At 41.0% G+C, this 24,755-nt stretch carries 17 protein-coding genes; 11 read left to right on the top strand and 6 right to left on the bottom strand.

What is annotated here, in order from left to right; all coding sequences use genetic code 11:
• Positions 1-25 precede the first annotated feature (25 nt).
• A complete protein-coding gene (locus tag DC082_RS07525) occupies positions 26-1,717 on the top strand; it encodes a sulfatase-like hydrolase/transferase (RefSeq protein ID WP_109236467.1) in 1,692 nt (563 codons plus the stop codon).
• 213 nt (positions 1,718-1,930) lie between these two features.
• Here DC082_RS07525 and DC082_RS07520 read toward each other — a convergent pair whose 3' ends face one another.
• Positions 1,931-3,304, bottom strand: coding sequence for an MATE family efflux transporter (locus tag DC082_RS07520; RefSeq protein WP_109236466.1), 1,374 nt, complete (start codon positions 3,302-3,304; stop codon positions 1,931-1,933).
• A 192-nt stretch (positions 3,305-3,496) separates the two neighbouring features.
• On the opposite strand from DC082_RS07520, the gene DC082_RS07515 reads away from it, so the two are divergent.
• On the top strand, positions 3,497-4,423 hold the full coding sequence (locus DC082_RS07515) for an HAD-IIA family hydrolase (protein WP_109236465.1): 927 nt from the start codon (positions 3,497-3,499) through the stop codon (positions 4,421-4,423).
• A gap of 136 nt (positions 4,424-4,559) precedes the next feature.
• Here DC082_RS07515 and DC082_RS07510 read toward each other — a convergent pair whose 3' ends face one another.
• The 3 genes from DC082_RS07510 to DC082_RS07500 all read right to left on the bottom strand — a co-directional run bounded on the left by DC082_RS07510 (position 4,560) and on the right by DC082_RS07500 (position 8,156).
• Positions 4,560-6,038: a Ppx/GppA phosphatase family protein gene (locus DC082_RS07510; RefSeq protein ID WP_109236464.1), complete on the bottom strand. Its 1,479-nt coding sequence runs from the start codon at positions 6,036-6,038 to the stop codon at positions 4,560-4,562.
• A 46-nt stretch (positions 6,039-6,084) separates the two neighbouring features.
• Entirely contained in the window at positions 6,085-6,867 is a 783-nt protein-coding gene (gene rsmA / locus DC082_RS07505; RefSeq protein WP_109236463.1) for a 16S rRNA (adenine(1518)-N(6)/adenine(1519)-N(6))-dimethyltransferase RsmA, read from the bottom strand.
• A gap of 296 nt (positions 6,868-7,163) precedes the next feature.
• Complete coding sequence (locus DC082_RS07500) at positions 7,164-8,156, bottom strand: peptidylprolyl isomerase (RefSeq protein WP_094567649.1); 993 nt, start codon at positions 8,154-8,156, stop codon at positions 7,164-7,166.
• A gap of 170 nt (positions 8,157-8,326) precedes the next feature.
• Between DC082_RS07500 and DC082_RS07495 the strand changes: the two genes are divergently transcribed.
• From DC082_RS07495 to DC082_RS07455, 9 genes are all read left to right on the top strand, one after another.
• A complete protein-coding gene (locus tag DC082_RS07495) occupies positions 8,327-8,911 on the top strand; it encodes a ProQ/FINO family protein (protein WP_109236462.1) in 585 nt (194 codons plus the stop codon).
• Positions 8,912-9,088: 177 nt separating this feature from the next.
• Positions 9,089-10,807 carry an arginine--tRNA ligase gene (gene argS / locus DC082_RS07490; protein WP_109236461.1) on the top strand — a complete coding sequence of 573 codons (1,719 nt, stop codon included), beginning with the start codon at positions 9,089-9,091 and terminating at the stop codon, positions 10,805-10,807.
• 53 nt (positions 10,808-10,860) lie between these two features.
• Positions 10,861-11,607, top strand: a complete 747-nt coding sequence (locus DC082_RS07485; RefSeq protein WP_109236460.1) for an SPOR domain-containing protein — start codon at positions 10,861-10,863, stop codon at positions 11,605-11,607.
• A 227-nt stretch (positions 11,608-11,834) separates the two neighbouring features.
• Positions 11,835-12,404, top strand: coding sequence for a single-stranded DNA-binding protein (locus tag DC082_RS07480; RefSeq protein ID WP_109236459.1), 570 nt, complete (start codon positions 11,835-11,837; stop codon positions 12,402-12,404).
• Between the two features lie 174 nt (positions 12,405-12,578).
• Entirely contained in the window at positions 12,579-13,187 is a 609-nt protein-coding gene (locus DC082_RS07475; RefSeq protein ID WP_109236458.1) for a 5-formyltetrahydrofolate cyclo-ligase, read from the top strand.
• Positions 13,188-13,290: 103 nt separating this feature from the next.
• Entirely contained in the window at positions 13,291-15,477 is a 2,187-nt protein-coding gene (gene yccS / locus DC082_RS07470; protein WP_109236457.1) for a YccS family putative transporter, read from the top strand.
• 133 nt (positions 15,478-15,610) lie between these two features.
• Positions 15,611-17,020, top strand: coding sequence for a nucleotide 5'-monophosphate nucleosidase PpnN (gene ppnN / locus DC082_RS07465; protein ID WP_229821672.1), 1,410 nt, complete (start codon positions 15,611-15,613; stop codon positions 17,018-17,020).
• Positions 17,021-17,447: 427 nt separating this feature from the next.
• Complete coding sequence (locus DC082_RS07460; RefSeq protein ID WP_109236456.1) at positions 17,448-19,103, top strand: MFS transporter; 1,656 nt, start codon at positions 17,448-17,450, stop codon at positions 19,101-19,103.
• A 68-nt stretch (positions 19,104-19,171) separates the two neighbouring features.
• Positions 19,172-20,170 carry a linear amide C-N hydrolase gene (locus tag DC082_RS07455; RefSeq protein ID WP_109236455.1) on the top strand — a complete coding sequence of 333 codons (999 nt, stop codon included), beginning with the start codon at positions 19,172-19,174 and terminating at the stop codon, positions 20,168-20,170.
• A gap of 169 nt (positions 20,171-20,339) precedes the next feature.
• Here the strand turns inward: DC082_RS07455 and DC082_RS07450 are convergent, their stop codons facing one another.
• Positions 20,340-20,888, bottom strand: coding sequence for a hypothetical protein (locus tag DC082_RS07450; protein ID WP_109236454.1), 549 nt, complete (start codon positions 20,886-20,888; stop codon positions 20,340-20,342).
• A 252-nt stretch (positions 20,889-21,140) separates the two neighbouring features.
• Positions 21,141-24,755, bottom strand: a 3,615-nt coding sequence (locus DC082_RS10935; RefSeq protein ID WP_109236453.1) for a type I secretion C-terminal target domain-containing protein, incomplete at its 5' end; no start/stop codon positions are given.

Below are 24,755 nucleotides of genomic sequence, written 5' to 3'. Positions count from 1 at the left end.
TCCTGAAATAGGAGCAAGAGTATCTATGCGCCTTCTGAGTAAAATTATCTTAATTGCCCTCGGCTTTATTCTAATTAACTACCCCTTTATTGAGGGAAAAGCTTACTACTATATCTCAATTGAACGCCCAGATCGGCTCATTCGCCATCTCTTAACAGCGCTCTTTGCACTCACAATTGTTGAGCTCTTTGCTTTTACCAAAATGCGCTATCGCATCCCCCTCTACCTCCTCTTTCTCTTTGGCTCTATGACCTATCTGATCTACTATTTTTCAGCAGGGAGTGAGCCGGATTATGAGGATTTTCGTACTCTAATGGATGCCCGCGTCATGATTAAAGATGCTGCTTTAGGCTATCAGAATGCTATATTTATGGCGATTCTCTACCATCTTCCTATCACGATCGGCATCTTTCTCTTTCCAAAGCTCTATATGGGTTGGAAGGGAACAACAACAGCCATCGCACTCTATCTTATCGCGCTTGCCGGCATGTTAATGATCATCTACAACAAAAGTGGAAAAGGAACCAATGGACGCGCTTCCTACATTACACCTGTAGCCCAAGTAGTAACTTTCACCTACCTTAACTATCTGCGTGCAGATGGTGCCAGTTTCGATTTCTATCCCCGAGAAGCACCTACAACAGCTGATATTACACACCCTAAAGCACGCAACATTATTGTCGTGATGGATGAATCGATCCGTGGTGATATGGTCTCTCTTGAAAATCGTGCCGGCACAACACCCGCGCTGACCACTTTTCCCCCCGACACTGTTTATGACTTTGGCCTAATCGCTTCCTTTTCAAACTGTAGCGATACCTCCAATCTTGCCGCCCGAAAACTTCCCCGCCTCAATAAAGAGCCGAGTGATCTCTTTTTAGATAATACGACCGTTTGGGATCTTGCTGAAATTGCCGGCTTTAAGCCTTATGTTATCGATGCACAACATAATGCCTCTGGACATAACTTTTATACCGATAAAGAGCTAGAGAATGTCGTTAATATTCCTGCATCTCAACTGAAGAACGATGGTGAAGTGATCGATATCATTGCTGATATCTTTGCAGAGAGCGAAACACCAACCTTTATTTATGCTGGACTTAAAGGCTCACACTTTCCTTTTCAAAACACTGGTTTTCCAACACCCTTTGAGCCGGCAATGAAGAATACTGTGCTTGCAGATGCCACCTCCGAGGAGGCACTCAACTCTTACAAAAATCTTATTTTGGCAAACACAAATCAATTTTTTGTAAAGCTAAAAGCACTACTCGAAACATACCCCGATACCATTGTGATCTACACATCTGATCATGGACAAGATCTCTCCGACCCTAAAAATAAGAAGACCCATTGCGATGCAAAAACAACCTCAATGGAGGAAGGAATCGTTCCACTACTCCTCTTTGCTGATCAATCTGTCATAGAGAGCCCTTTTATTGAGCAATTTAAGGAGAATCCCGGCATTACCAATCAGATGATTATGGCACCAATGGTGATGGATTTTATGGGATATCAACCTGCCGTCATCGAACAATTTACAGAGTATCCAACACTACTCAACCGTAAAGGAAAAGAGATCGGCTTTATCTATAAACGGCCGATTCCCCACTTTAGAAGTGAGATTGAACGCTTCGATATTACGCCGGAAGATCTCCAATATTTCCGAGAACATGGGCGATCTGATAAGCAACTAGAATATAACTTCTTTGCAGATTAATAATAGGGAGCAATAAAACGATCTATCAAAGAAATCAGTCAAAATGAAGCCAATGTAATTCATCATACAATTCATAATAGAATTCATAATAGAATTAGAATTTGTAAGATATGATGCGTTACATTGGCTTTTTGGTAGCTATCAATAGCTATCAATAGCTATCAATAGCTAAATTCAACAATAAAACTTCCTATAGAGAGCTGTTCTCTTTCACTACCCGCCTAGCTCATCTTCAAACTCTTCATCCGTTATTCGCTGATAACGACGATAAAACATAATACTGACAGGAATTGCCAAAAGGACTGTAGCGATAGGCATCGTTAACCAGACGCCATCTAATCCCCAATACTTTGGAAGAATATAAAGGAATGGGACTTGGAGTATCAAGTTCCCAATGGAGATAACCAGCGCCTTCTGCCCTTCACCAATTGCTTGGAAAAACATTGTTGCTGTCACAAAAAGCCCATCTAAAAAGAGGACAGCAAGATGCAATCTTAAAGCGTAAGCTGTCACCTCTGTCAATTGTGGGTCATCGGTAAACCAGCTTGTAAAAAAATGGGGAAAGATAAGCAAAAATGCGGTGATAATAATCCCAATGCCTAAACCCACATAGATCATTAATCTTGTAACATAGCGGGTCGACATTACCCGCTCTTCTCCATAAAATCGACTAATTAAGGGTTGGGCTCCATTGGCAACTCCCTCAACAGCAAAATAGTAGATCGTCAAAAGATAGCCAGCGATCGTATAGGCAGAAACAGCAACAGTCCCACCATAAAGAACTAATGCTTTATGATGCAACGTCATAATAAAGCCGATATAGATAAAGGTGAAAAAAGCGGAACTACCTGTTAAAAGGATGCGCCCTAATAATTTAAAATCGGGCTTAAAATCAGAAAGGCATAATCTCTCTTCGCTCTGCTTTAAGATATAGTAGCCACCTAAAGTCATCGCCACTAATTCCCCACCAATACTCGCTAAAGCAGCACCTAATATGCCGATCTTAAAGTAGGAGATAAGGAGAAATGAGAGAAGAATATTGACGGCCACCCCAGCTGCAATATAACCCGTTGCTCGTAGAGGAGTTCCCACGTTTCGAACAATAAAGGGCATCGCTAAACTACCGATAACAAAAGGCGCCGCAAAAGAGAAGGTACGAATAAAGAGGATCGACATCTCTGCCGTATCTCCAGAAACACCTAAAACACTCACTAGCCAGGGAGCGAGCGTATAGAGCGTCACTCCAATTAAGATGCCGGGAACAAATTGTAGAAAAAGAGCTTGCCCCAATATTTTACGGGCTTTTTGATCCTCCTCTTCCCCCTTGGCAATAGAGTAGAGGCTTCCGATCCCGACCCCAACTAAAAAACCAAATCCCAAGAGGAGGGTGATATATGACCAACCAATATTGACAGCAGCTAACCCATCAACACCGATAAAATGTCCTACAAAGAAACCATCAACTATCTGATAGGTTCCACTAATAAACATCGCAAGCACAGTAGGAATCACATAACTTGCAAAAAGTTTAATTACAAGAAGATTATAACGGCGCACAAAAACCTCAAGGTAGCTGATAATAGCCATAGTTTACTCTGCTTTTTGAGGAAAAGGATAGTGAAAATTAAAATATAATTTAAAGAGGATTTCCAACCAATATGATCTCAAATAATTATCTGCTAATCACTTAAAACAACATGTTAAAACATTGCCATAAAGGTATGATATGGTAGAGCTCTAATTTTTTGACAACCCGACTTCTTGCAATAAAGGTGTAAAATGCTTGATTTTGATAAAGTTTGGTCACTCTATGATACTCATTACAATCATGACCGACTCTTTCCTGAAAGTGATGCTCCCATCAAAGCAGCGGAGCAAGTCGACTCCCTTCTTGCGATCAAAGAGCAGTTTGATATCTTGTTACTCGATGGTTTTGGAGTACTCAACGTGGGAGGCACTGCCGTTCCTCACATGCCCGATACTATCAAAGCCTTACAGAGTGAAGGAAAAGAGGCTTTTATCCTCACAAATGGTGCATCTTATCCCACCGATGTGCGAGCTAAAATGTATCCCCCTTTAGGATATGATATTCCGGCATCCCACATTATCTCCTCTCGAGATGCTGTAGAGCTTGAACTTCCCCACTTTGAATTAACACGTGCCGGTGGCACTTGGGGTGTGATTGTGGGCGATGGTGCCTTTATTGAGCGAATGCCGGCAAATACTGTACTTCTCTCAAAAGAAAATATCGATCGTGTGGATGGCTTTATCTTTCTTGCAACGAGCTATTGGAATCAAAAATGGCAAGATCTTCTCACCATCTCTCTCATTAAGCGTCGACGTCCAGTGATCATTGGGAATCCTGATATTAGCGCACCGCTAGAGACCTCATTTTCAGTGGAGCCGGGTTATTACGCGATTGAACTTCTTAAGATGATTCCTGATCTTGAGATCACCTATTGTGGCAAACCGTTCCAGAATAGCTATAGAGCCGCTTTTAATAAAATTGAAGAGGTGGTTGGAGCATTTGAGGCAAATCGCATCTTAATGGTGGGAGATACACTCCATACCGATATCTTAGGTGGAAATGAAGCAGGATGTAAAACCCTGCTCAAAGCAGATTGGGGCTTTCTTCGAGGGCGTGATCCCAAACCCTATATTGAAGCATCCAAAATTTATCCCGATTTCATCATCAAAAATAGATAGTCGAAAGAAAAGGCTTCTCGATTTAAATATCGGGAAGCCCTTTAACATCTTTAAATTCTTTAAAGTCTTTAAAGTCTTTGAACTCTTTAAAATTCCAACAGAGCTAATATCGCTAACATCTTTAAAAGTGCGCTCACTACCAGGTAAGATCAATGCCCGCTTGACGCAAGAAGCGTCGCTCACTTGAGAGATCTTCTTGAAAGAGGGGATGCTCTTTTAACCAATTCTCCTCAAAATGGAGTTCTATCTCCTTATCTGACACAATAATCTCTACCGTCGGTGATTCTTGTAAATAACGACCGCGATTAAAGAGGACCGAAACACGCAGCAGAAGTGTCACCTTCAATAGATATTCGGGAAGGCCAGTAAAGTCATCAAGATCTATTTTTCGTTGATGATTGCGAATAATAGTGGCTAAAATTCGCTGATCCTGCTTACTAAAACCATCTAAATCGGCATGCTCAACAAGATAGGCAGAGTGACGAAAGTGACGATGATGGGAGATCGACAAACCGATCTCATGAAGATAAGAGGCCCACTTAAGGTAACGGAGCGCCTCCTCATTGAGGGTGATCTTCTCCCCTTCTCGATTCTTCAACATCTTTGCTAATTTGAGACTGCTGATAGCAACCCGGCGCGCCTGCCCTTCATCAGCCCCCAATCGAGTAATAAGACTATTGATGGTCTCATCTCGGCGATCTTTCTGTTGGACTCGTCCTAAAAGATCAAAAAGAATCCCTTCTCGCAATGCCACATTTGTCACGGCCATCTGCTTAATCGAAAGAATTTTAAAAGCCGCCTGTAAAATCACTAAACCGGCACCGATTACATCTGCCCGCAATTCACTAATATCGAAAAATTTAGCAATCTTCTTAACAGATCCTAAAGCGATAAACTTACGCACAAGCCTTTTAAGAGCTTCTCTCGTAATCACCTCATCCTCAAAACCTAAATAGGTGATCAAGGTCCCAATTGTTTTAATCGTGCCAGATGTTCCAATAAAATAAGCATCTTTGTACGGTATAAGGTAACGGAGCGATTGCAATTCCGACTCAATATAGATCAGCGCCTGCTCATATCCCTGCTGAGTAAAAGCTCTGTCAGGAAAGAAACGGCGAGTCATATTGACACAGCCCACATCACGGCTATAAGCCGATTTAATACTATTCTGATGACCTAAGATAAATTCGGTACTTCCCCCACCAATATCCATCACAAAAAGATCTTGATTCTCAACATGCACATATTGAGAAACGCCTAGATAGATCAGACGCGCCTCTTCTCGACCAGAAATGATATCAATAGGTAGACCTAAAGCCGCTTCCGCTTCTTTAATAAAATGAGGATCTTTCATCTTTCGAAGCGTTAACGTCCCCACAGCCCGGCAATTTTGAGGGGCAATATTGACTAAACGCTCTCGAAACATCCGTAGACAGTGGAGTGCCCGCTCTCTGACAACAGGATCAATGCCACCACCATCGAGTAGACCATATCCTAACTGCACCATCTCCTTAATGCGATCGACCACCATGATTCTGCCATGATCTTCCTGCATTACTGCCATATGAAAACTATTCGAGCCTAAATCAATAACAGCATAGATATTCTCTTTCATGCCTACTCCATTAATCCATTAGCGATATATTTTAGAGCGCTATCCTCTAACTTCGTTCAGCTAAATAGTTACTTAAACGGACAAAATCTTCGATCTCTAAATTTTCTGCCCGAATTTTGGGATCAATATCGAGTGCTTCAATCTCTGCCTCACTCATCAATCCTTTTAAGTTATTTCGTAACATCTTTCTTTTCATGGCAAAAGCAGCCTTTACTACATCAAAAAAGAGCGCATCACTCTTAATGCCGTAAGGATTTCCCTGATAAGGAATCAATCGTACAAATTGACTCATCACCTTCGGTGCAGGATCAAATGCATGAGGTGGGATCTCCAAAAGTGGGACGACCTCACAATAACGTTGTACCATTATAGAGAGCCGGCCAAATGCTGATTCTCCCGGCTGAGCCGCCATGCGGTCAATCACCTCTTTTTGAAGCATAAAGTGCATATCTTCGATCAACTCAACATGGGCAAGTAGATGAAAGATAATAGGTGTTGAGATGTTATAGGGAAGATTTCCAACAACACGAAGTTTCTTTCCTTCGTCACACAACTGAGCTAAATCAACCTGCAACACATCTTGGTTAATAACCGTCAAACCTCGTAATGACTCTAAATAAGCGATGAGATCACGATCTAGCTCAATCACGGTCATCTCTTTTGCGGCGGCAAGAAGTGGACGCGTCATCGCACCAAGACCAGGCCCTATCTCAACCACTCTGTCGCCAGGCAGTGGCATGATGGCATCTACAATTTGAAAGATAATGCTCTCATCTACCAAAAAGTTTTGGCCAAATCGTTTCCGGGCTTTGTGTTGTGGTTTATTCATCTCTTATAACCTTTATTTTATCTCTACTATCAATCTCAATCTTGAGCATGATGTTAACTTTTATAATACTTACCAAAGCTGAGAGCGCTTACGATTCTTACAATTTAAAAAAGAAGATTTTACAAAACAAATAGCGCCCTTACTCGCCCCTTGCCTCTCCTATTGTATCCTACTCTCTCGCTCTATTTTAAAGGGTTATCCCTATTCTGACTATAAAAAAGAGCTCCGCTACCCTTCTCTGGATTATCGGAGCTCTCTCTTATGATCTTTTTTATGATCTTTTTTATGATTTTTGTCTATTGCTTTGTTGGCGTTCCCACATGCTTCTCAATATGGACATCCGACAACATTCTATTGAGCCACTCATCAAAAGTATCGCCCGCTTTCTTACGGAAATAGAATTCACGCGCAACATTACGAATGGTCTCATCATCTTGGAAACCTTTACGACGCTCTTCTACCTTAATAAGGTGGTAACCATATGGCGTTCTTACAGGTTGACTAATTTCACCAATCGGAAGCGTCATCATTGTCTTCTCAAAAGTAGGTGCTAATTGCCCAACACCCACCCAACCTAAATCACCATCTTGCGCTGCAGAGAAGGGATCTTGTGAATTTGCACGAGCGATATCTTCAAATGTCCCATCTCCAGAGATAATACGATCTCTAAGACGATTCGCTTCCTGTAACGCTTTCTCTTCCGACTTATCTTTATTCACAGCAACTAAAATATGACTCACTTTATGTTGAGGCACATCCGCACGCATCATCTCCTCTTTAAGACGCTTAAATTCCGCTGTCTTCATATAGAGATCGAGCTCTTTTTCTGTAATATTGACCCCTTGGATAACCTGATTTTGTAACCGAGAGGCCAACATCTGCCCACGAATATTTTCACGATACTGATTAAAGTCCATTCCTTGATAAGCAATATACTCTTTTAAGGTTGCAACATCTGTACCATTTCGCGCGGCAATATCCATAATTGCGGCATCAACTTCATTATTTTGAACATAAAGTCCGAGTTGTTTTGCAAATTGATCCTGAAATTTGCTCGTAATTAAGACACGAGCAACATGATCTTCGAGCTCTGTTCCACTCATTCTTTGATTCGGTGGCAGATAGGCCATCTCTTGCTTTGCAAGATCTAATTCCCGCTGCCAATCAGATAATGTGATAATGTCATTGTTGATCACTATCGCGATACCATCAACGGTTCCAAGACGCGCCATCGCACTTGGAAGGGATATAAACAATAAAGCTATCAAAGATAAAATACGCAGTTTCATAAAGGCTCACTTCTGAAAAATTCAATGAGTTATATCGATCTATTGCCTCTCTAAAGAGTCATCTCAACACTTGTGTAAACAGAAGAATTTTACCACCTTAATGCAATTATCGCTAAGATATAATAAAATTAGCCTTAGCAAAAATTTTATAGATCTAGGTTTTGGAAATAATGTCAAACGAAAATAATACACAACTAGAAGCATCGGCTCCACAAGAAGAGGTTCACCTCTCGCCGCAAGAAGCTCGTCAAAAACGTATCGAAATCTCACAACAGCTTCTCCAGAAGTTATCAGAAGAGTTTCCGAATATCTTTCCTAAGCCCAAGGATGGTCGTCCTGTAGCATTAGCGATCGGTATTCACAAGCAACTCATTCCGATCGTCACTGAATGGGGTTTTAGTGCGGTTAATCTTCGCTCTGCTCTCTCTTGGTATACCAAGCAGCTTCGTTATCAACAAGCAGTTGTCCATGCACCTCATAGAACGAATCTTGATGGTACAGAAGCAGAAGCAATTGATGATGAACATCGTGCTCTTGCTAAAGAGAACGTTGAAAAAATTCAAGCGCTTCTTGCCAAGAAAAACCCTGAAAGAGCCAAAAAACGAGCTGAAAAACAGGCGCAAAAAGCACCTAAAAACCGTAAGCCCAGAGCGGCCAAACCACATGCTTCAGCTCCCAAAAAGGCGGTTGAAAAAGCACCTCAGCAGACGCTCGACGAGAAGATGCAATCACTCCTCAATAAATTCAATCAATAACACGAAGATTGCAAGAGTAGTATTCAAGAGTAGTATTAGATTCATCACGATTCTATTGATTACATATCCTATCAATATGATATGTACTCAAGATCGAAGGACTAATGACTACTCTCTCTTTTTTCTCTCGTATCTATCTCTCGTGTCTATTTTAATAGAGTAAACGTAAAATAACGTATGAAACAGATTCCTATCCGCATTATTAAACAGGCCCTTCAACAGGTTGCAGAAAATGAGCAGGTCGAGATCGATCTCGCACTCGCTGATAAGAGCGTTGAGAGAACTCGCGATCTTAGCCATGGTGACTTTGCAAGTAATATTGCAATGATGTCTGCTCGCGCCTTTAAGAGCAATCCTCGTGCATTAGCTGAAAAAATAGTCGATGCAATCGGAGAGCAGCCTGAAATTGAAAAGATTGAGATCGCAGGTCCTGGCTTTCTTAACTTTACCTTCAAACCCGATGTCTACCATCACGAGCTACAAAATGTTCTTACCAAAAGAGCTCAATATGGGCACAACGAGAGTGGCGATCGGGAAAAAGTACAGATTGAATTTGTTTCTGCAAATCCCACAGGCCCCCTCCATGTCGGCCATGGTCGGGGAGCGGCAGTAGGCGACTCTATCGCCCGCTTACTTGAGGCAAATGGCTTCGATGTTACGCGTGAATTTTACTACAACGATGCCGGCGCTCAGATCGATAATCTTGCCGCTTCAGTCAAAGCGCGCATTGATGGTAAAACCCCTGAAGATAAGGGCTGGCCTGAAGATGGTTATCGCGGGGAATATATTATCGATATCGCAAAGAGCTATCTAGCAAAAGAGAGCGTTGCAGCGGATGATCGCGAAATCACGGCATCGGGTGATCCTGAAGATCTAGAGAATATCCGTAACTTTGCCGTTGCCTATCTTCGCCGGGAGCAAGATCTAGACCTTAAAGCGTTCGACATCAATTTCGATGTCTACTACCTAGAGTCCTCTCTCTATAAAGATGGCTCTGTTGATCGCGTTGTTGAGCGATTAATTGAGAAAGGGGTCACTTATGAGGAAGAGGGCGCGCTCTGGTTAAAGACAACAGAATATGGCGATGATAAAGATCGCGTTATGCGTAAAAAAGAGGGTGGATATACCTATTTTGTCCCTGATGTTGCTTACCATGAGAAAAAATGGGAACGTGGCTTTCGCTTTGTCATTAATGAACAAGGCGCAGATCATCACGGCACAATCTCCCGTGTAAGAGCGGGGCTTCAAGCACTTGATATCGGTATTCCTCAAGGATGGCCGGAATATATCCTTCACCAAATGGTGATGGTATTGAGAGATGGCAAAGAGGTAAAAATCTCCAAACGTGCTGGATCTTACGTCACATTACGTGATCTGATCGATGAGGTCGGAAAAGATGCAACGCGCTACTTCTTAGCGGCACGTAATCCTGATTCTCAACTTCAATTTGATATCGATCTTGCGCTCTCTCAGTCGAGCGATAATCCGGTCTACTATATTCAATATGCACATGCTCGTATCTGCTCAATCTTGGCAGAAAGAGAGAAGCGCGATCACAATTTTGATGCAGAATTTGCGGCAAAACATCTCTCTCTACTAACAGCTACCGCTGAATATCGCTTAATGCGTACCCTTTCTAGCTTTGGAGAGATGGTTGCAACTGCCGGTAGAAATCGAGCACCTCATCTGATCGCAAATTATCTCCAAGAGCTCGCGGCAGATGTTCATAGCTATTACAATGCAAAAGATGAATCTGGAAATGCCATTCGTATCTTAACTGATAATGAGTCAGAAAAAGGGCTACAAGATGCCAAGCTCTATCTCTTGATGGCTGCGAAACAAGTTCTTGCAAATGGATTAACACTATTAGGTCTCTCGGCACCAACAAAGATGTAATAATAAAGATGTAATATAACGTTGTAACTTCAATCCTAAGTGATGCGCAAAGTATGCCAAAAATAGATCAAGTACAGATAAAAGGACAATGGAGAAGAGTTAAATCTTTTCTCCGCTTCTTCCGTAGAACTCCCACTCGAGGGGAGTTCATTGTCTATGTGATCATTGTTGCTGCAGTGATCGCGATCTCCCTCTTTTTTGCCCATCATGCAGAAAAAAAAGCAGCAGAGAAAGAGGCGCGACGCATCGCACAAGAAGAGCGAGCATTAGCGCGGGAGCTTGAGAAGCAAAAGCCCTTCTCTCCTGAAGAGATTCAGATTCCAGAATCGGAGTTCTCTTTCTATGAGCAACTCGCTAATCGCTCCTTCCATATGGCAGGAGAAGAGACTATTGGCGGGCGCAACCTTAGTGAAGTGCCGATGATCCCCAAAGAGGAGAAAAAGCCTCTTAAATTTGAATTGATCAGCCAACCCTCCGGATATGAATCGGTGGATAAAGAGATCAAAAATGAGTTAGCGCTTGAGTTACTCTCTGTCTCCGAATATGTTGCTCCTGAGCCAGATCGCGATCAAGGCATTCAGAAAAAGCTACAAACCGGCAGCTTCTCCTCTACTTTTGAAGCAAATATTCATAAGTCACAGTTGGAGTCGATGGGGTATACGCCAACGGTCAATAAAGTCACCGTTAATGGGAAAACAGTTTACCGCGTTCAAATTGGTCCATTTAGCCCGAGAGATTTAGCACAGACAAAGCGGAACCTCGATGAACAGAGAATCCCCTTTATTGAGGTTAGACCCTAATTAATCTTCTCTCTACTACGCTTATCGCTGACAAACGATATCGATTATAAGAGGGGATTCTTATCAAATATCAAAATATTATCAAACTGTTATCAAATCATTACACTCTGATAATAGTTGATGATCTAATCATATTCATTGTCATCCAATAAATTTAAAATAACGCACAAATAGCGTATAGTGTAGCAATACTATTTATACTCATTACATGATTTAAGGTTTTTACTATGTCTCGTGGAATTAATAAAGTTATTCTTGTTGGTCGTCTCGGTAATGACCCTGATGTTCGTTACACTGCTGCAGGTAGCGCTGTTACCACCATCTCTGTTGCAACATCAGAGAGTTGGAAAGATCGTAATACTGGACAACAGCAAGAGCGCACCGAATGGCACCGCGTTGTCTTTTTCGGTCGCTTAGCAGAAATTGCTGGGCAATATCTTAAAAAAGGAAGCCAAGTCTATGTAGAGGGTTCTCTTCGGACTAATAAATATACCGATAAAAATGGTATTGAGCGCTACTCTACCGACATCAATGCAAATGAGCTACAGATGTTAGGCGGTGGTGGTGGCGGTGGCAATAACTTTGGAGGTCCTGCCGCATCTTCTGGTTACCAAGACTTTAATCAAGCACCGCAACAAGATTCTTATGGCGGATCACAACAAGCACCTCGTCCACAACAAAACCAAGGCTATAATCAGAGCCAAAATCAAGGACAGAATCAAGGATTTAATCAGCCTAAACAGCAAGAAAGTGGAATGGCTGACTTTGATGACTTCGATGATGATATCCCATTCTAGGCGAGACCGAAAAATAAGTAATGCAATAATAAGCTTTAAACAGCCTAGCCCTCATATGCTAGGCTTTTTCTTGTCCTTTCTTATCTACTTTATCATCTCTCTTATCCTCCCCTTTCTAGATTCTTTCTAGATTCTTTCTAGATTCTTCCTAAGTCTTAAAAGGAGCAACCTATCATGCAGATCGATCCTCCCCGCAGCGCAGAGAAAGCAGAACTGAGAGATTATTTCAGCAATGCAAGAAGAGCTCTTTCAGATGATCAATATCGGCAATATTCGCAAGAGATTTGCCGGCAACTTTTGAGCTACTTAATCGATCTAAAAAGAGAGCAACCCTCAGCAATGCATCTCCATCTCTTCCTGCCGATAGAAGCTCAAAGAGAGGTCGATCTGCGTCCTCTACTCCCACACCTTTGGCACTACAATATTAGAGTTGCCGTTCCAAGAGTCAGACAAGGAGCGCTTGAACATATCCCATTAACAGCAGAAACTAAACTAAAAACTAGTCGTTGGGGTATTCCTGAGCCGACTGAGGATTATAGCCCCTTAACCGAGGAAGAGATCAGCTCTATTACAACAGTTATTACCCCTCTTTTAGCTTGTGACATAAAGGGACATCGCGTCGGTTATGGGGGCGGTTTTTATGATCAATTTTTTAAAACCTATCCCCATCTTATTAAGATTGGAGTCGGCTTCTTCCCACCTATTGAAAAGATATTGGATAGTTACTCAGGGGATATGCCTCTCGATTACTATCTCTACCCCAAAGAGCTGATCCGTTTCTAAGACAGAAGAGCAGGAGTAAAAGGCTGAAAGAAGAGAGATGAAAGACACGACCGGACAATAGAGTGGTAAAATAGCCACTTCCCCTCGCTATGGAGATTATGAGATGAATAGAATGTTAGCGCTCACAAAAATTATGGCTCCTTTTTATAATAATTATCTTCTCTATAGTCTCAAAATATTGATCATTATGGTGGGCGTTGTACTGATCCCTATGGCACTGACCGGCGATCTTCAACTCGCCCCTATCTTAGGCGCTGTAGCGGCAGCACTCTCTGATCTGGATGACCATATTAAAGGCAGAATTAAAAATATTGGCTTAATTCTGCTCATCTTCTTTCTGGTAGCTACAACCGTCGAGCTCTTCTTTCCCTACCCACCACTCTTTCTTCTCCTCTGTACTTTAGGAACAAGCGCCTTGATTATGTTAGGCGCATTAGGAGAGCGTTACGCAACAACCGCCTTTGGAACTTTAGTCTTAATGGTCTATGCTATGCTCACTCTGGAACCAGATCGAGCTTGGTATATTCAACCATTAACACTGCTAACTGGCGCACTCTGGTATCATCTTATTTCCCTACTTTTTCATATTATCTGGCCCGCTCGCCCTATCACAGAATCATTAGGTGAGGCCTATCGAGATCTTGCTCACTTTTTAGAGCTTAAAGCACGTTTCTTCGATCCTGATGAGGGGGAAAGCATTCAAAAACTCAAATTAAAACTCTCTATTGCCGGCAAAACATTAACAACGCGCCTCAATAGTATTAAGGGTGCTTTAATACGAAGATTACAGAATGAGCAATCTAATCAGCCCTATTCAGAACTTCTCAATTACTACCTTGTAGCACAAGCGATCTACGAGCGCGCATCATCTATCCATGTAGAATATGAGATCCTGCATAAAGAGTTTCTCTATAGTGATCTGCTCTTTCGCTATCAGCGTGTCATGATGCAGCAAGGCAATGCGGCTCAAAAGGTGGCCGAAGCTCTACTTCATAAAAAAGAGTATCTCTATCCACAATATCTCTCACGCATCACGAGCCGTCTTGAAGAGACCACATTAAGACTCAAAAAAGATCATGCCGCATCGCTTGAAATTATTATCTCGATCGAAAATATCCTTCATAACCTCAAACAGATCAATACTCTCCTTCTTAAGATGGAGAGCGGTTTAACAGATTCAGAGCTTTTTCAAAGGGAGATTAAAGCGCTACTTCCCACGAAGAAGAGCAGCAAAATAGCATCTCTGAAAGACTCACTTCTCAATATCTATCAAACTATCAATGCCCATTTAACTAAAGAGTCAGAAATTTTTCGTCATGCCGTCAGAATGGGCTTTGTCATGGGGGTAGGTTACCTCATAATCTGGGGAATTAATCTCGCTAATACCCATCTACTCGGGAATGGTCCTGTCACCAATCGCATCTATTGGATTGTCTTAACAGCTATTTTTGTCTGCCAGCCTAATGTAATTGTCACCAAAAGTCGTATCTTAAAACGGCTCTCCGGCACCTTTATTGGTGTCTTATTCACACTACTTTTTCTTCAGTTTTCACCCTCAACGTCATTGCAGGTCCTAATTGTCATTGCAAGTAGCACACTCTTTTTTAGCTTGAGTGCTCTAGGCTACTCCTTTACAACAGCCCTGATTACGATTATGGTCTTGATCAGTTTTAACCTCAATGATTATGCATTTATTGCTCCAGAGCGCTTAATTGATACCATTATTGGCTGTGCAATTGCTTGGTTTGCTGCACGCTTCATTCTTCCAGATTGGCGCTATCATAATATTCAACATGCCTATGAGAAAGTCGCCGAAAAAAATAGTGAATACTTAAGGGAGATTCAAGAGCAATATCATCAGGAGCGACATGATAGTTTAAGTTATCTCTCAACACGCGCTCGAGCCAATGAGGCTGATAGTGAATTAGCCGCGCTCTTTGCTTCCTTATCAGAAACTAAAGGGAAAGATGAAGCTGCGCTCTCAGAGCTCTTTCACAATCTCTGCCTCAACAATACCTTTTTAGGATACCTCTCCGCCCTTGGCGCTCACCGAACAACCATTGAGAATCAACAAGTCCTACAGCTTTTAGATAAAACTTCAAACTTTATTATTCAAACATTACAACAACGACAATTTGATCAGCCAACCTATAGCCAATTGAAGAGGGAGATCGTTGAGCAACAACAAAATCAAGATCAGACAGATCTTGCCTCATCCCTACTATTACAACAACTAACATTACTACTTCGAACGCTTCCCTCTTATCTCAAAGCGCTCTTTAAGGTTTAGATCCTAAAAATGGGTGAGAAGGCGTTAATGATACGCTACTTAATGATACAATAAATGGCTAAAATCATTATTAAAAGGTCGCTCAATCCACGACGTTAAGTTAAAAGAGCTATTTCTAAAGGAGTTTGCAGATATGCCAAACCGCATTCGATACGATATCTATCCTCCCAAAGGATCGATGGATCTGATCTCACATACAGAGAGTGCTATCTTAAAAAAGACAGCTAAAGGGGAGCTCTATCCTCTCTTTAGAAACTGTACGCTCGCTGTTCTCAATACCGGTAGCAAAACCGATGATCCTCAACTCATTGCCAGTCAATATAAAGATTATGATATCGAATTAATTCGCACAGAACGGGGAATCAAACTACGTCTTTTCAATCCGCCACAAGAGGTCTTTGTGGATGGCAAATTAACTAACGTTATTCGACGCAATCTCTTTTCTGTCTTAAGAGACACGCTTTTTATCGATTCTGTCTCATCGCTCTATCATGAGTATAAAAATGGTAATGGAACTGGTTCACTCATTAAGGTTTCAGAAAATCAACGCAACTCTTTAACCACTGACTTTGTCTTTGCTATTTTGCGAAATGCAAATGCGCTACTAACAGATCAAGATCCTAATATTATCGTCTGTTGGGGTGGGCACTCAATTAATGAAACAGAATATGAATATGGCTATGCCGTAGGCCAGGAACTAGGCGTACGCCATCTTAATATCTGTACAGGATGTGGCCCGGGCGCCATGGAAGCCCCTATGCGTGGAGCTGCGGTCGGCCATGCGCGACAATCAAATAAAGAGAGTCGTTTTATCGGTATTACCGAAACCTCTATTATCGCAGCAGAACCACCCAATCCTCTCGTCAATGAATTGATTGTTATGTCCGATATTGAGAAGCGCCTTGAAGCCTTTGTTCGTCTTGGTCATGGCATTATTATCTTCCCTGGTGGTGTCGGAACTGCGGAAGAGTTCTTCTATATCTTAGGCCTATTACTTCATCCTAAAAATAGAGATATCTGTCTCCCTCTTGTTTTAACAGGTCCTAAAGAGAGTGAAAATTACTTTAGAACTCTCGATGCCTTCATTGGTAAAACTTTAGGAGAAGAAGCACAAAAACTATATGAAATAATTATCGATGACCCCGCCGCAGTTGCTCGCAAAATGAAGCGATCCATGCCACAGGTTAAGGAGTGCCGAGAATTACGGGGTGATGCCTACTGCTTTAATTGGTTACTCACTATTCCTAAAGATTTTCAGCAACCTTTTATCCCAACGCATGAAAATATGGCAAAGCTCGATCTTCATCTCGATCAACCTAAAGCACAATTAGCCGCTAACCTACGTAAAGCTTTCTCCGGTATTGTTGCAGGAAACGTTAAAGAATTTGGTATTCAAGCAATTCAGGAACATGGCCCCTTTGAGTTATCGGGAGATCCTGAACTAATGGAGATGATCGATCAACTATTAAGAGAGTTTGTTCAGCAGCAACGAATGAAACTCCCAGGGTCTGAATATACACCTTGCTATACCATTCGAAGATAGAAAATAGGTAAGAGGCGATTTTTATACTGCCGACCAATTGATAAGATTTCTAAATAACGAAACCTCAAAGTGATATCTACCTTTGAGGTTTTTTTTAATCTCTACTTTATCTCTACTTCAACTTCACAGCCACCTAAACTCAATGAGTTTAATAAGCTTAATGAGTTCAATTTGATAAAAATTCATATTTAAATTTGCAAAATATTAAACACAACTATTCATAATAGTATGCATTGTCCAATCAATAAATATATTTCAAATAAAATCATAGTGTTAATGTTGCAAATCAAATTGATATACCCCTAAAAATAAACTTATTGCAATAATGATATAATGAAAAAATAACATATTAATTTTATTTATAAAAATATCAGGTTTTCTATTTTCCTTAAAATATAGATCTGTTTTTTGATAAAAAGAGGGGTTTATGAAAGATATCACTTCACAAGCACCGCCTACTAACACGCTTCCAAAAGTGAGTGGCTTAGTGCTTATTGTCCTTGTTTTAACCCAAATTGGCACAACGGGAGATAATAGCATCTTAAGTGTTGCGACATCTGCACTGATAGAGGGTTTAGGTGCTGATATGAGCGAAATATCTCTCGCTAATACAATCTACTCTCTTTGTGCTGGCGCCCTAATGATTGTAGGAGGATTATTAGGAATTATTATCGGTTGGAAACTCAATTTTAGAATCGGTTTGATCTTAGCTATTGCCGGAGAGCTTGCCGTATCGTTATCACCGAATATGCTTATCTTTTCTTGGGTGGGTCGTGTACTTGTAGGTGTCGGCGCGAGTTTAATGATCCCATCTGTATTGGGAATTATTCCGGCACTCTACCAAGGAAAAGCTCGAGTCGTAGCCTTTGGTGCAATTGGTGCTGCCACCGGGATTGCCTCTATTATTGCTCCTATTGCTGCTGGATTTTTGATAGATACTGTCGGCTGGCGTATCAGTTTTGCCAGTCTTGCCGCCTATTTTGCTTTAATATTCTTAGGCACCTTTACCATTCCCACACTCCCTAAAAACAATCTAAAAATTCATTTCGATTCAAAAGGAAGTATCTTAGCTATTTTAGGTCTCTTTGCTCTTATCATTGGCCTTTCCAAAATTAGCAATTGGGGCCTATTCACCGCTCTTCCAGATGCGCCCTTTGATATTGCAGGTTACTCCCCGGCAATCCCTCTTATCTTCCTCGGCGCCATTATTCTCTATATTCTGCTGAGAGTCGAAGGCAAAGAAGAAGATCGCTATGGTACGGTCCTCATTCCTCGCTCATTTATTAAAAATAAGAGTGCATTTTCTGGAATATTAGCAAGTGCCATGACCTTCTTAGCATTCGCTGCAATCGTTATTGTTATCAACCCTTACTTCCTTGAGGTCGCCGATTATAGTGCGGCAGATACTGGGATCGCAATGTCCTCTATGGGAATTGCTATGGTAATCTTCTCAATGGGAATTCCTAAACTTTATCCCAATATCAATCGCCGTGCGACGGTACAAGTCGGTTATCTTGCAATCTTAATATCCGCATTTCCTATGGCGATGGGGCTAACACCTACAGGAACAAACTACCTTCTCTATGTAGGCCTTGGAATTTTAGGAACAGGTCTTGGATTAGTCGCCTCCCAGGCTTCGATTATTGTGGCTGAAGCAATTAGTAATAAGGATGCGCAACAATCGGGTGGTATTCAAGCCGCGGCACGAAATGTTGGTCAAGCATTTGGTGTTGCTCTTCTAGGAACCTACCTAACCTTTGGTAATCCAGCAAATGTCATGCAACATGCTAAAGCAGACAAGAGCATTTCTCCCGTTGCTGCTGAATTTGTTACGGAAAATAGAATTACTTTTATGAGCAACAACAACCTAGAAAAACTCTTAAAAGAACATCAGCTTCCACAAACAGATATCAATGAGTTATTAAAAATCAATGCGAATGCTCGATTAGAGACTTCAAGAAATGCTCTCTATATCCTTGCCGGAATCGCTCTACTCTTTCTACTCTTTACAACCCGACACATTAGTCGCCATAAAGAGGAAGAGGTACCCACAACAAAGACTCAATCATCAATTCAATCCTAATCCTAATCCTAATCCTAATCCTAATCCTAATCCTATTCATAATCGATAATTTTATAAGGAGATACAATATGTGTACAGCTATCAGCGTTAGATCTAAAGAAGGCCTTATCGCCGGCAGAACCATGGAATTTGGTTTTGACCTTAACTTCACCACAATTTTTCTCCCTCGCCAATATGAGATTGTAAAAAATAGTGGAACTGAAGGAGATAAGCTCACAACGCAGTATGCTTTTATGGGATCTAACTTCCTAGATCTTAATGGTGTCAATGATGGTATTAATGAGCATGGTCTGATGGGAAGTATCAACTACTTTCCTGGTTATGCTAGCTACCAAGAGAAAGCATCTGGGACTAAAAAATATAGTCTAGGTCCTGAGAATCTCCTCTCATTTATTCTGGGTAACTGTAAAGATATCGATGAGGTAAAGGAGCTTATTAAAGATGTAGAATTAATTGAATCTGTACAGGAAGCATTAGGCTTTACCCTTCCGCTTCACTATGCGCTCTTTGATAAGGCGGGCAATGCTATTGTTATTGAACCTCAAGATAAAACGCTTTATATCCACGATAATCCTGTGGGCGTGATGACAAACTCCCCTGATTTTCAATGGCACTTAACTAATTTACGTAATTATGTGAATAATTCACCCGTTAATAGTGATTCTGTAACATTACGTGACACAACATTTACTAAGTTTGGTCAAGGAACTGGACTTGTGGGCATTCCGGGAGACTTCACTCCGCCAGCACGATTCGTTCGAGCTGCATTTTTTGCCGGGAATATGCCAGAACAAGAGACGAGTGCAATGGCAGTCAATCAAGCATTTCATATCCTCAATAACTTTGATCTTCCACTAGGCTCTACAGTTGATCACAATGCGCCTAAAGAGAGCCAATGTGAAATCACATTCTATACAGCAGTAATGGATAGCAATACCTTAGAGTATTACATCAAATCACACTTAGAACTCAACATTCATCGCTATCGTTTAACCGATTTTGATTTCGATTCTAAAGAGAAGATTATTCATCCACTAGATAAACACACAACCTTTATTGAGGCATAAATCAGGCCTCTCATAATGGTATTACCTGTATATCTATCTGTATACTTTACAATCTGATTGATATAGATAATTAAAAAGCTCACATCAAATTGAAGTGAGCTTTTTTCTATCCCTTAAATAGCCATCAGGCTACTCTACAAATTAGATTGTTTAATTGCTAGATGATTGGCTATCGAATATTTGCTTTTTTGAGAGCTTCTAACAATTGACGAATATTTTGCTGTGCAGTTAAATTACGAGCATCGATCGCTCTTGCCGTTCCAAGATAGGAGACTTTTAAAGGTGCTTCCGCCTCAGTTCTAATATCTTGATTAAATAGAACTCGTCCTGTCATCGCATCAACGAGTTGATAATTGACTTCCATAATTGTTGGGAAATGTAATCCAATACTTAATTGACTAAATTTTAACACCGTCGCTTTTAAGTTCGCTTCTCGCTTCGTACCATTAAAGAGCTGTGATTGATCAAGGCTCTCTTGAAGCGCTTTTGCAAACGTCGATTTAAATTCTGCCTCAAAATGATTTTTATTCTCTAAATTAAAGAAGAAGTCATCACTCGGCGCATTTGATGCAATATTGACAGAGACATCTCCTAAGTGCATTGGGATTCTCTCTGCTTCTGTAACAGCGATCGATTCACCCTCTGGTGTATATTGAAAGTTGGCGACAGTACAACCTGTCATCAACAGTGCAAGGGATAATAGAGCGAGTTTCTTCATTACTAATTCTCCTAATGTTAATAAAATGATGTAGCCATAGTTACTATCGATAGACTCATTGTAACGCAAAAATTAACTGACAATTCATTAAAACTAACAATAAATTCCCATGTTTTTATAAAAAAAATTACAAAATTAGATCTTATACCTCTTTATTAAAAAATACCCTCAATAGCATTGACACTATTAAGGGTATTCTCATCTTCTATTTAAGTTCTTTTGTTGTAGCTTTATTAACAGCTGAATCGAAAATTAACCAATAACAACTTGCTTGTTAATAAGGTCATCTAACTCATCCAATGTCTTATTTTCAATGACTAATAGATCAGCCCATTGATGACTATCTCCTTGAGCGCCATCTCGATCAACCTTTAGAACCGCATTTCCTTCATCATCTTCTTCTAGTTTAATGTAATCTCCGATATTACTCTTATCTTCTAATAAGCCAACAAAGAAATCCTCACTAAACTCGATCTTATCGTTATCTGCATAATCGATCCAAGTATCAGTACCATTTCCGCCAGTTGCATCCGCAGCCTGTAGCAAAGTATAGACTATCGTATCATCGCCACTACCAGTCGAGATAATATCATTTCCGGCACCACCGTAGATTCTATCGTCACCAGCACCCGCAATAATAATGTCATCGCCGTCACCACCATAGATAATATCATCCCCACCTTTGATAGTAGGATCTTCAGCATCTGCATCCACAAACTTTCTATAATTCTCCTTAATAAAATTATAGATCTGCTCATTAGATGGATCTTCACCATTTGTTACTTCTGCTTTAAGATGTGAAATCAATACCTGATAGCCTGAATTCTTAGGATAAATACTATCAATCCAATTCGTATTAATCACATCTCCGAAAATAATATCATCTCCAGCTCCACCTTTAATCGTATCGCCCCCAATATCCATGGGCTCAAAATTCTTAGCTCCCCCTATAAGATAAGAGATAAACTCATCTCCGGTTGTAAAGACTTGTGACACCCCATGATTATAGAGAGGATTCCACTCTCCTGGAATTTTATTTCCTTCCTTGTCTGTATTATCATAACGCTCAACATTTTTTAACGCTACATCTCGCGAAATTCCTACAGCATAGACGGCACTCTTCTCAGCAACTAGAGCAAAGGCTTTATCAATCAAATCAAGCTCGACGGATGGATCACCATCAGAGATGAAGTATGTTTGATTATTAAAACCATTAGGAGAAACCTCTTCTAACCACTTATTAGCAGCATCAAATCCAACATTAGGCTGTGTATTAGCACCCACTTCAATTGGCGCTAATGAATCAATATAATCCTGTATAGCTCCCATATTATCTAAGGTTACTGGCTCAGTAAAAGCCTTTACAACTGCCTGATCACTTGAAAAGCCAGCAATTTGGAGATTAATGATTCCTTTATGATTAGCCATCTCTTCAATAAATGCTTTAAGTCCCGTCTTCACTATATCCAGACGCTTCGTATAATCGAAACCATGATCTACCGCATACTCCATGCTATAAGAAAGATCAATGACTATAGAAATGTTGTAATTATCTCCATCGTTAAAATTTGTATTAAATCCTCCCTTATCACCAATTAAAAGATCATTGCCAGAAGTTCCCACTAAAGTATCTGAATCATTAGTGCCGATTTCAATAACTGGATCTTGATAATCATCACGAATGACTTCTAGCTCATAACTATCATGATCATTAATGCTATAACCATTTCTATCAACAGTTTCAGCTTTTACCACGACGGTACCATCAGCATCTACAGGATATTCAGTTTCATAACTGCCATCCTCTTTAACAACCGCTGTAGTAGTAATCTCGAACTCTTCTCCTTCACCACTCTGGCCAGTGATCGTTAATTTAACAGTACTACCAGGAGCAACATCTTTAGTTGTTCCGGTAATTTTGCCATCTTCAGTCGCTGAAACAGAAATATTACTCTCAATGCGATCTAAACCACCCTGCACTGGCGTTTCAGGATTCTCATCATGATCGATTTTCGTTAAATCATCTTGATCAGTCACCTGATTACCGTTGCGATCAAAAGTCGTTGCCGTCACTTCAAGCTCACCATCGACAAAATCTACCGGCACTTCGGCATTGTAACTACCATCTTCATTAACGGTCGTCGTAATCTCTTGTGTTAATGGCTCACCATCTTTGCCGGTACCTTGAATGGTTAAAGTCACTTGACTACCAGGCTCAACATCTGTGGTCGTTCCCGTAATTTTACCTTTAACATCAACTTCAACTTCGATATCACCAGGAGTACGATCTAAACCACCTTGCACTGGCGTTTCAGGATTCTCATCATGATCGATTTTCGTTAAATCATCTTGATCAGTCACTAAATTACCATTGCGATCAAATGTCGTTGCCGTCACTTCAAGCTCACCATCGACAAAATCTGCCGGCACTTCGGCATTGTAACTGCCATCTTTATTAACAGTCGTCGTAATCTCTTGCGTTAATGGCTCGCCATCTTTGCCGGTACCTTGAATGGTTAAGGTCACTTGACTACCAGGCTCAACATCTGTTGTTGTTCCCGTGATTTTACCTTTAGCATCAACTTCAACTTCGATATCACCAGGAGTACGATCTAATCCACCTTGCACTGGCGTTTCAGGATTCTCATCATGATCGATTTTTGTTAAATCATCTTGATCAGTCACCTGATTACCGTTGCGATCAAAGGTCGTTGCCGTCACTTCAAGATCACCATCGACAAAATCTGCCGGCACTTCGGCATTGTAACTACCATCTTCATTAACGGTCGTCGTAATCTCTTGCGTTAATGGCTCGCCATCTTTGCCGGTACCTTGAATGGTTAAGGTCACTTGACTACCAGGTTCAACATCTATGGTCGTTCCCGTAATTTTACCTTTAGCATCAACTTTAACTTCGATATCACCAGGAGTACGATCTAAACCACCTTGCACTGGCGTTTCAGGATTCTCATCATAATCGATTTTCGTTAAATCATCTTGATCAGTCACCTGATTACCGTTGCGATCAAAGGTCGTTGCCGTCACTTCAAGATCACCATCGACAAAATCTACCGGCACTTCGGCATTGTAACTACCATCTTCATTAACAGTCGTCGTAATCTCTTGCGTTAATGGCTCACCATCTTTACCGGTGCCTTCGATAGTTAAAGTCACTTGACTGCCAGGCTCAACATCTGTGGTCGTTCCCGTGATTTTACCTTTAGCATCAACTTCAACTTCGATATCACCAGGAGTACGATCTAAACCACCTTGCACTGGCGTTTCAGGATTCTCATCATGATCGATTTTTGTTAAATCATCTTGATCAGTCACTAAATTACCGTTGCGATCAAAAGTCGTTGCCGTCACTTCAAGATCACCATCGACAAAATCTACCGGCACTTCGGCATTGTAACTACCATCTTTATTAACGGTCGTCGTAATCTCTTGCGTTAATGGCTCACCATCTTTGCCGGTGCCTTGAATGGTTAAGGTCACTTGACTGCCAGGCTCAACATCTATGGTCGTTCCCGTAATTTTACCTTTAGCATCAACTCCAACTTCGATATCACCAGGAGTACGATCTAAACTACCTTGCACTGGCGTTTCAGGATTCTCATCATGATCGATTTTTGTTAAATCATCTTGATCAGTCACTAAATTACCGTTGCGATCAAAAGTCGTTGCCGTCACTTCAAGATCACCATCGACAAAATCTACCGGCACTTCGGCATTGTAACTACCATCTTTATTAACGGTCGTCGTAATCTCTTGCGTTAATGGCTCACCATCTTTGCCGGTGCCTTGAATGGTTAAGGTCACTTGACTGCCAGGCTCAACATCTATGGTCGTTCCCGTAATTTTACC

Origin of the sequence: Ignatzschineria indica (assembly GCF_003121925.1) — a bacterium.
Lineage (GTDB): Bacteria > Pseudomonadota > Gammaproteobacteria > Cardiobacteriales > Wohlfahrtiimonadaceae > Ignatzschineria > Ignatzschineria indica.
The sequence above is the reverse complement of the archived record's forward strand: the minus strand, read 5'-3'. Positions and strand labels throughout refer to the sequence as shown.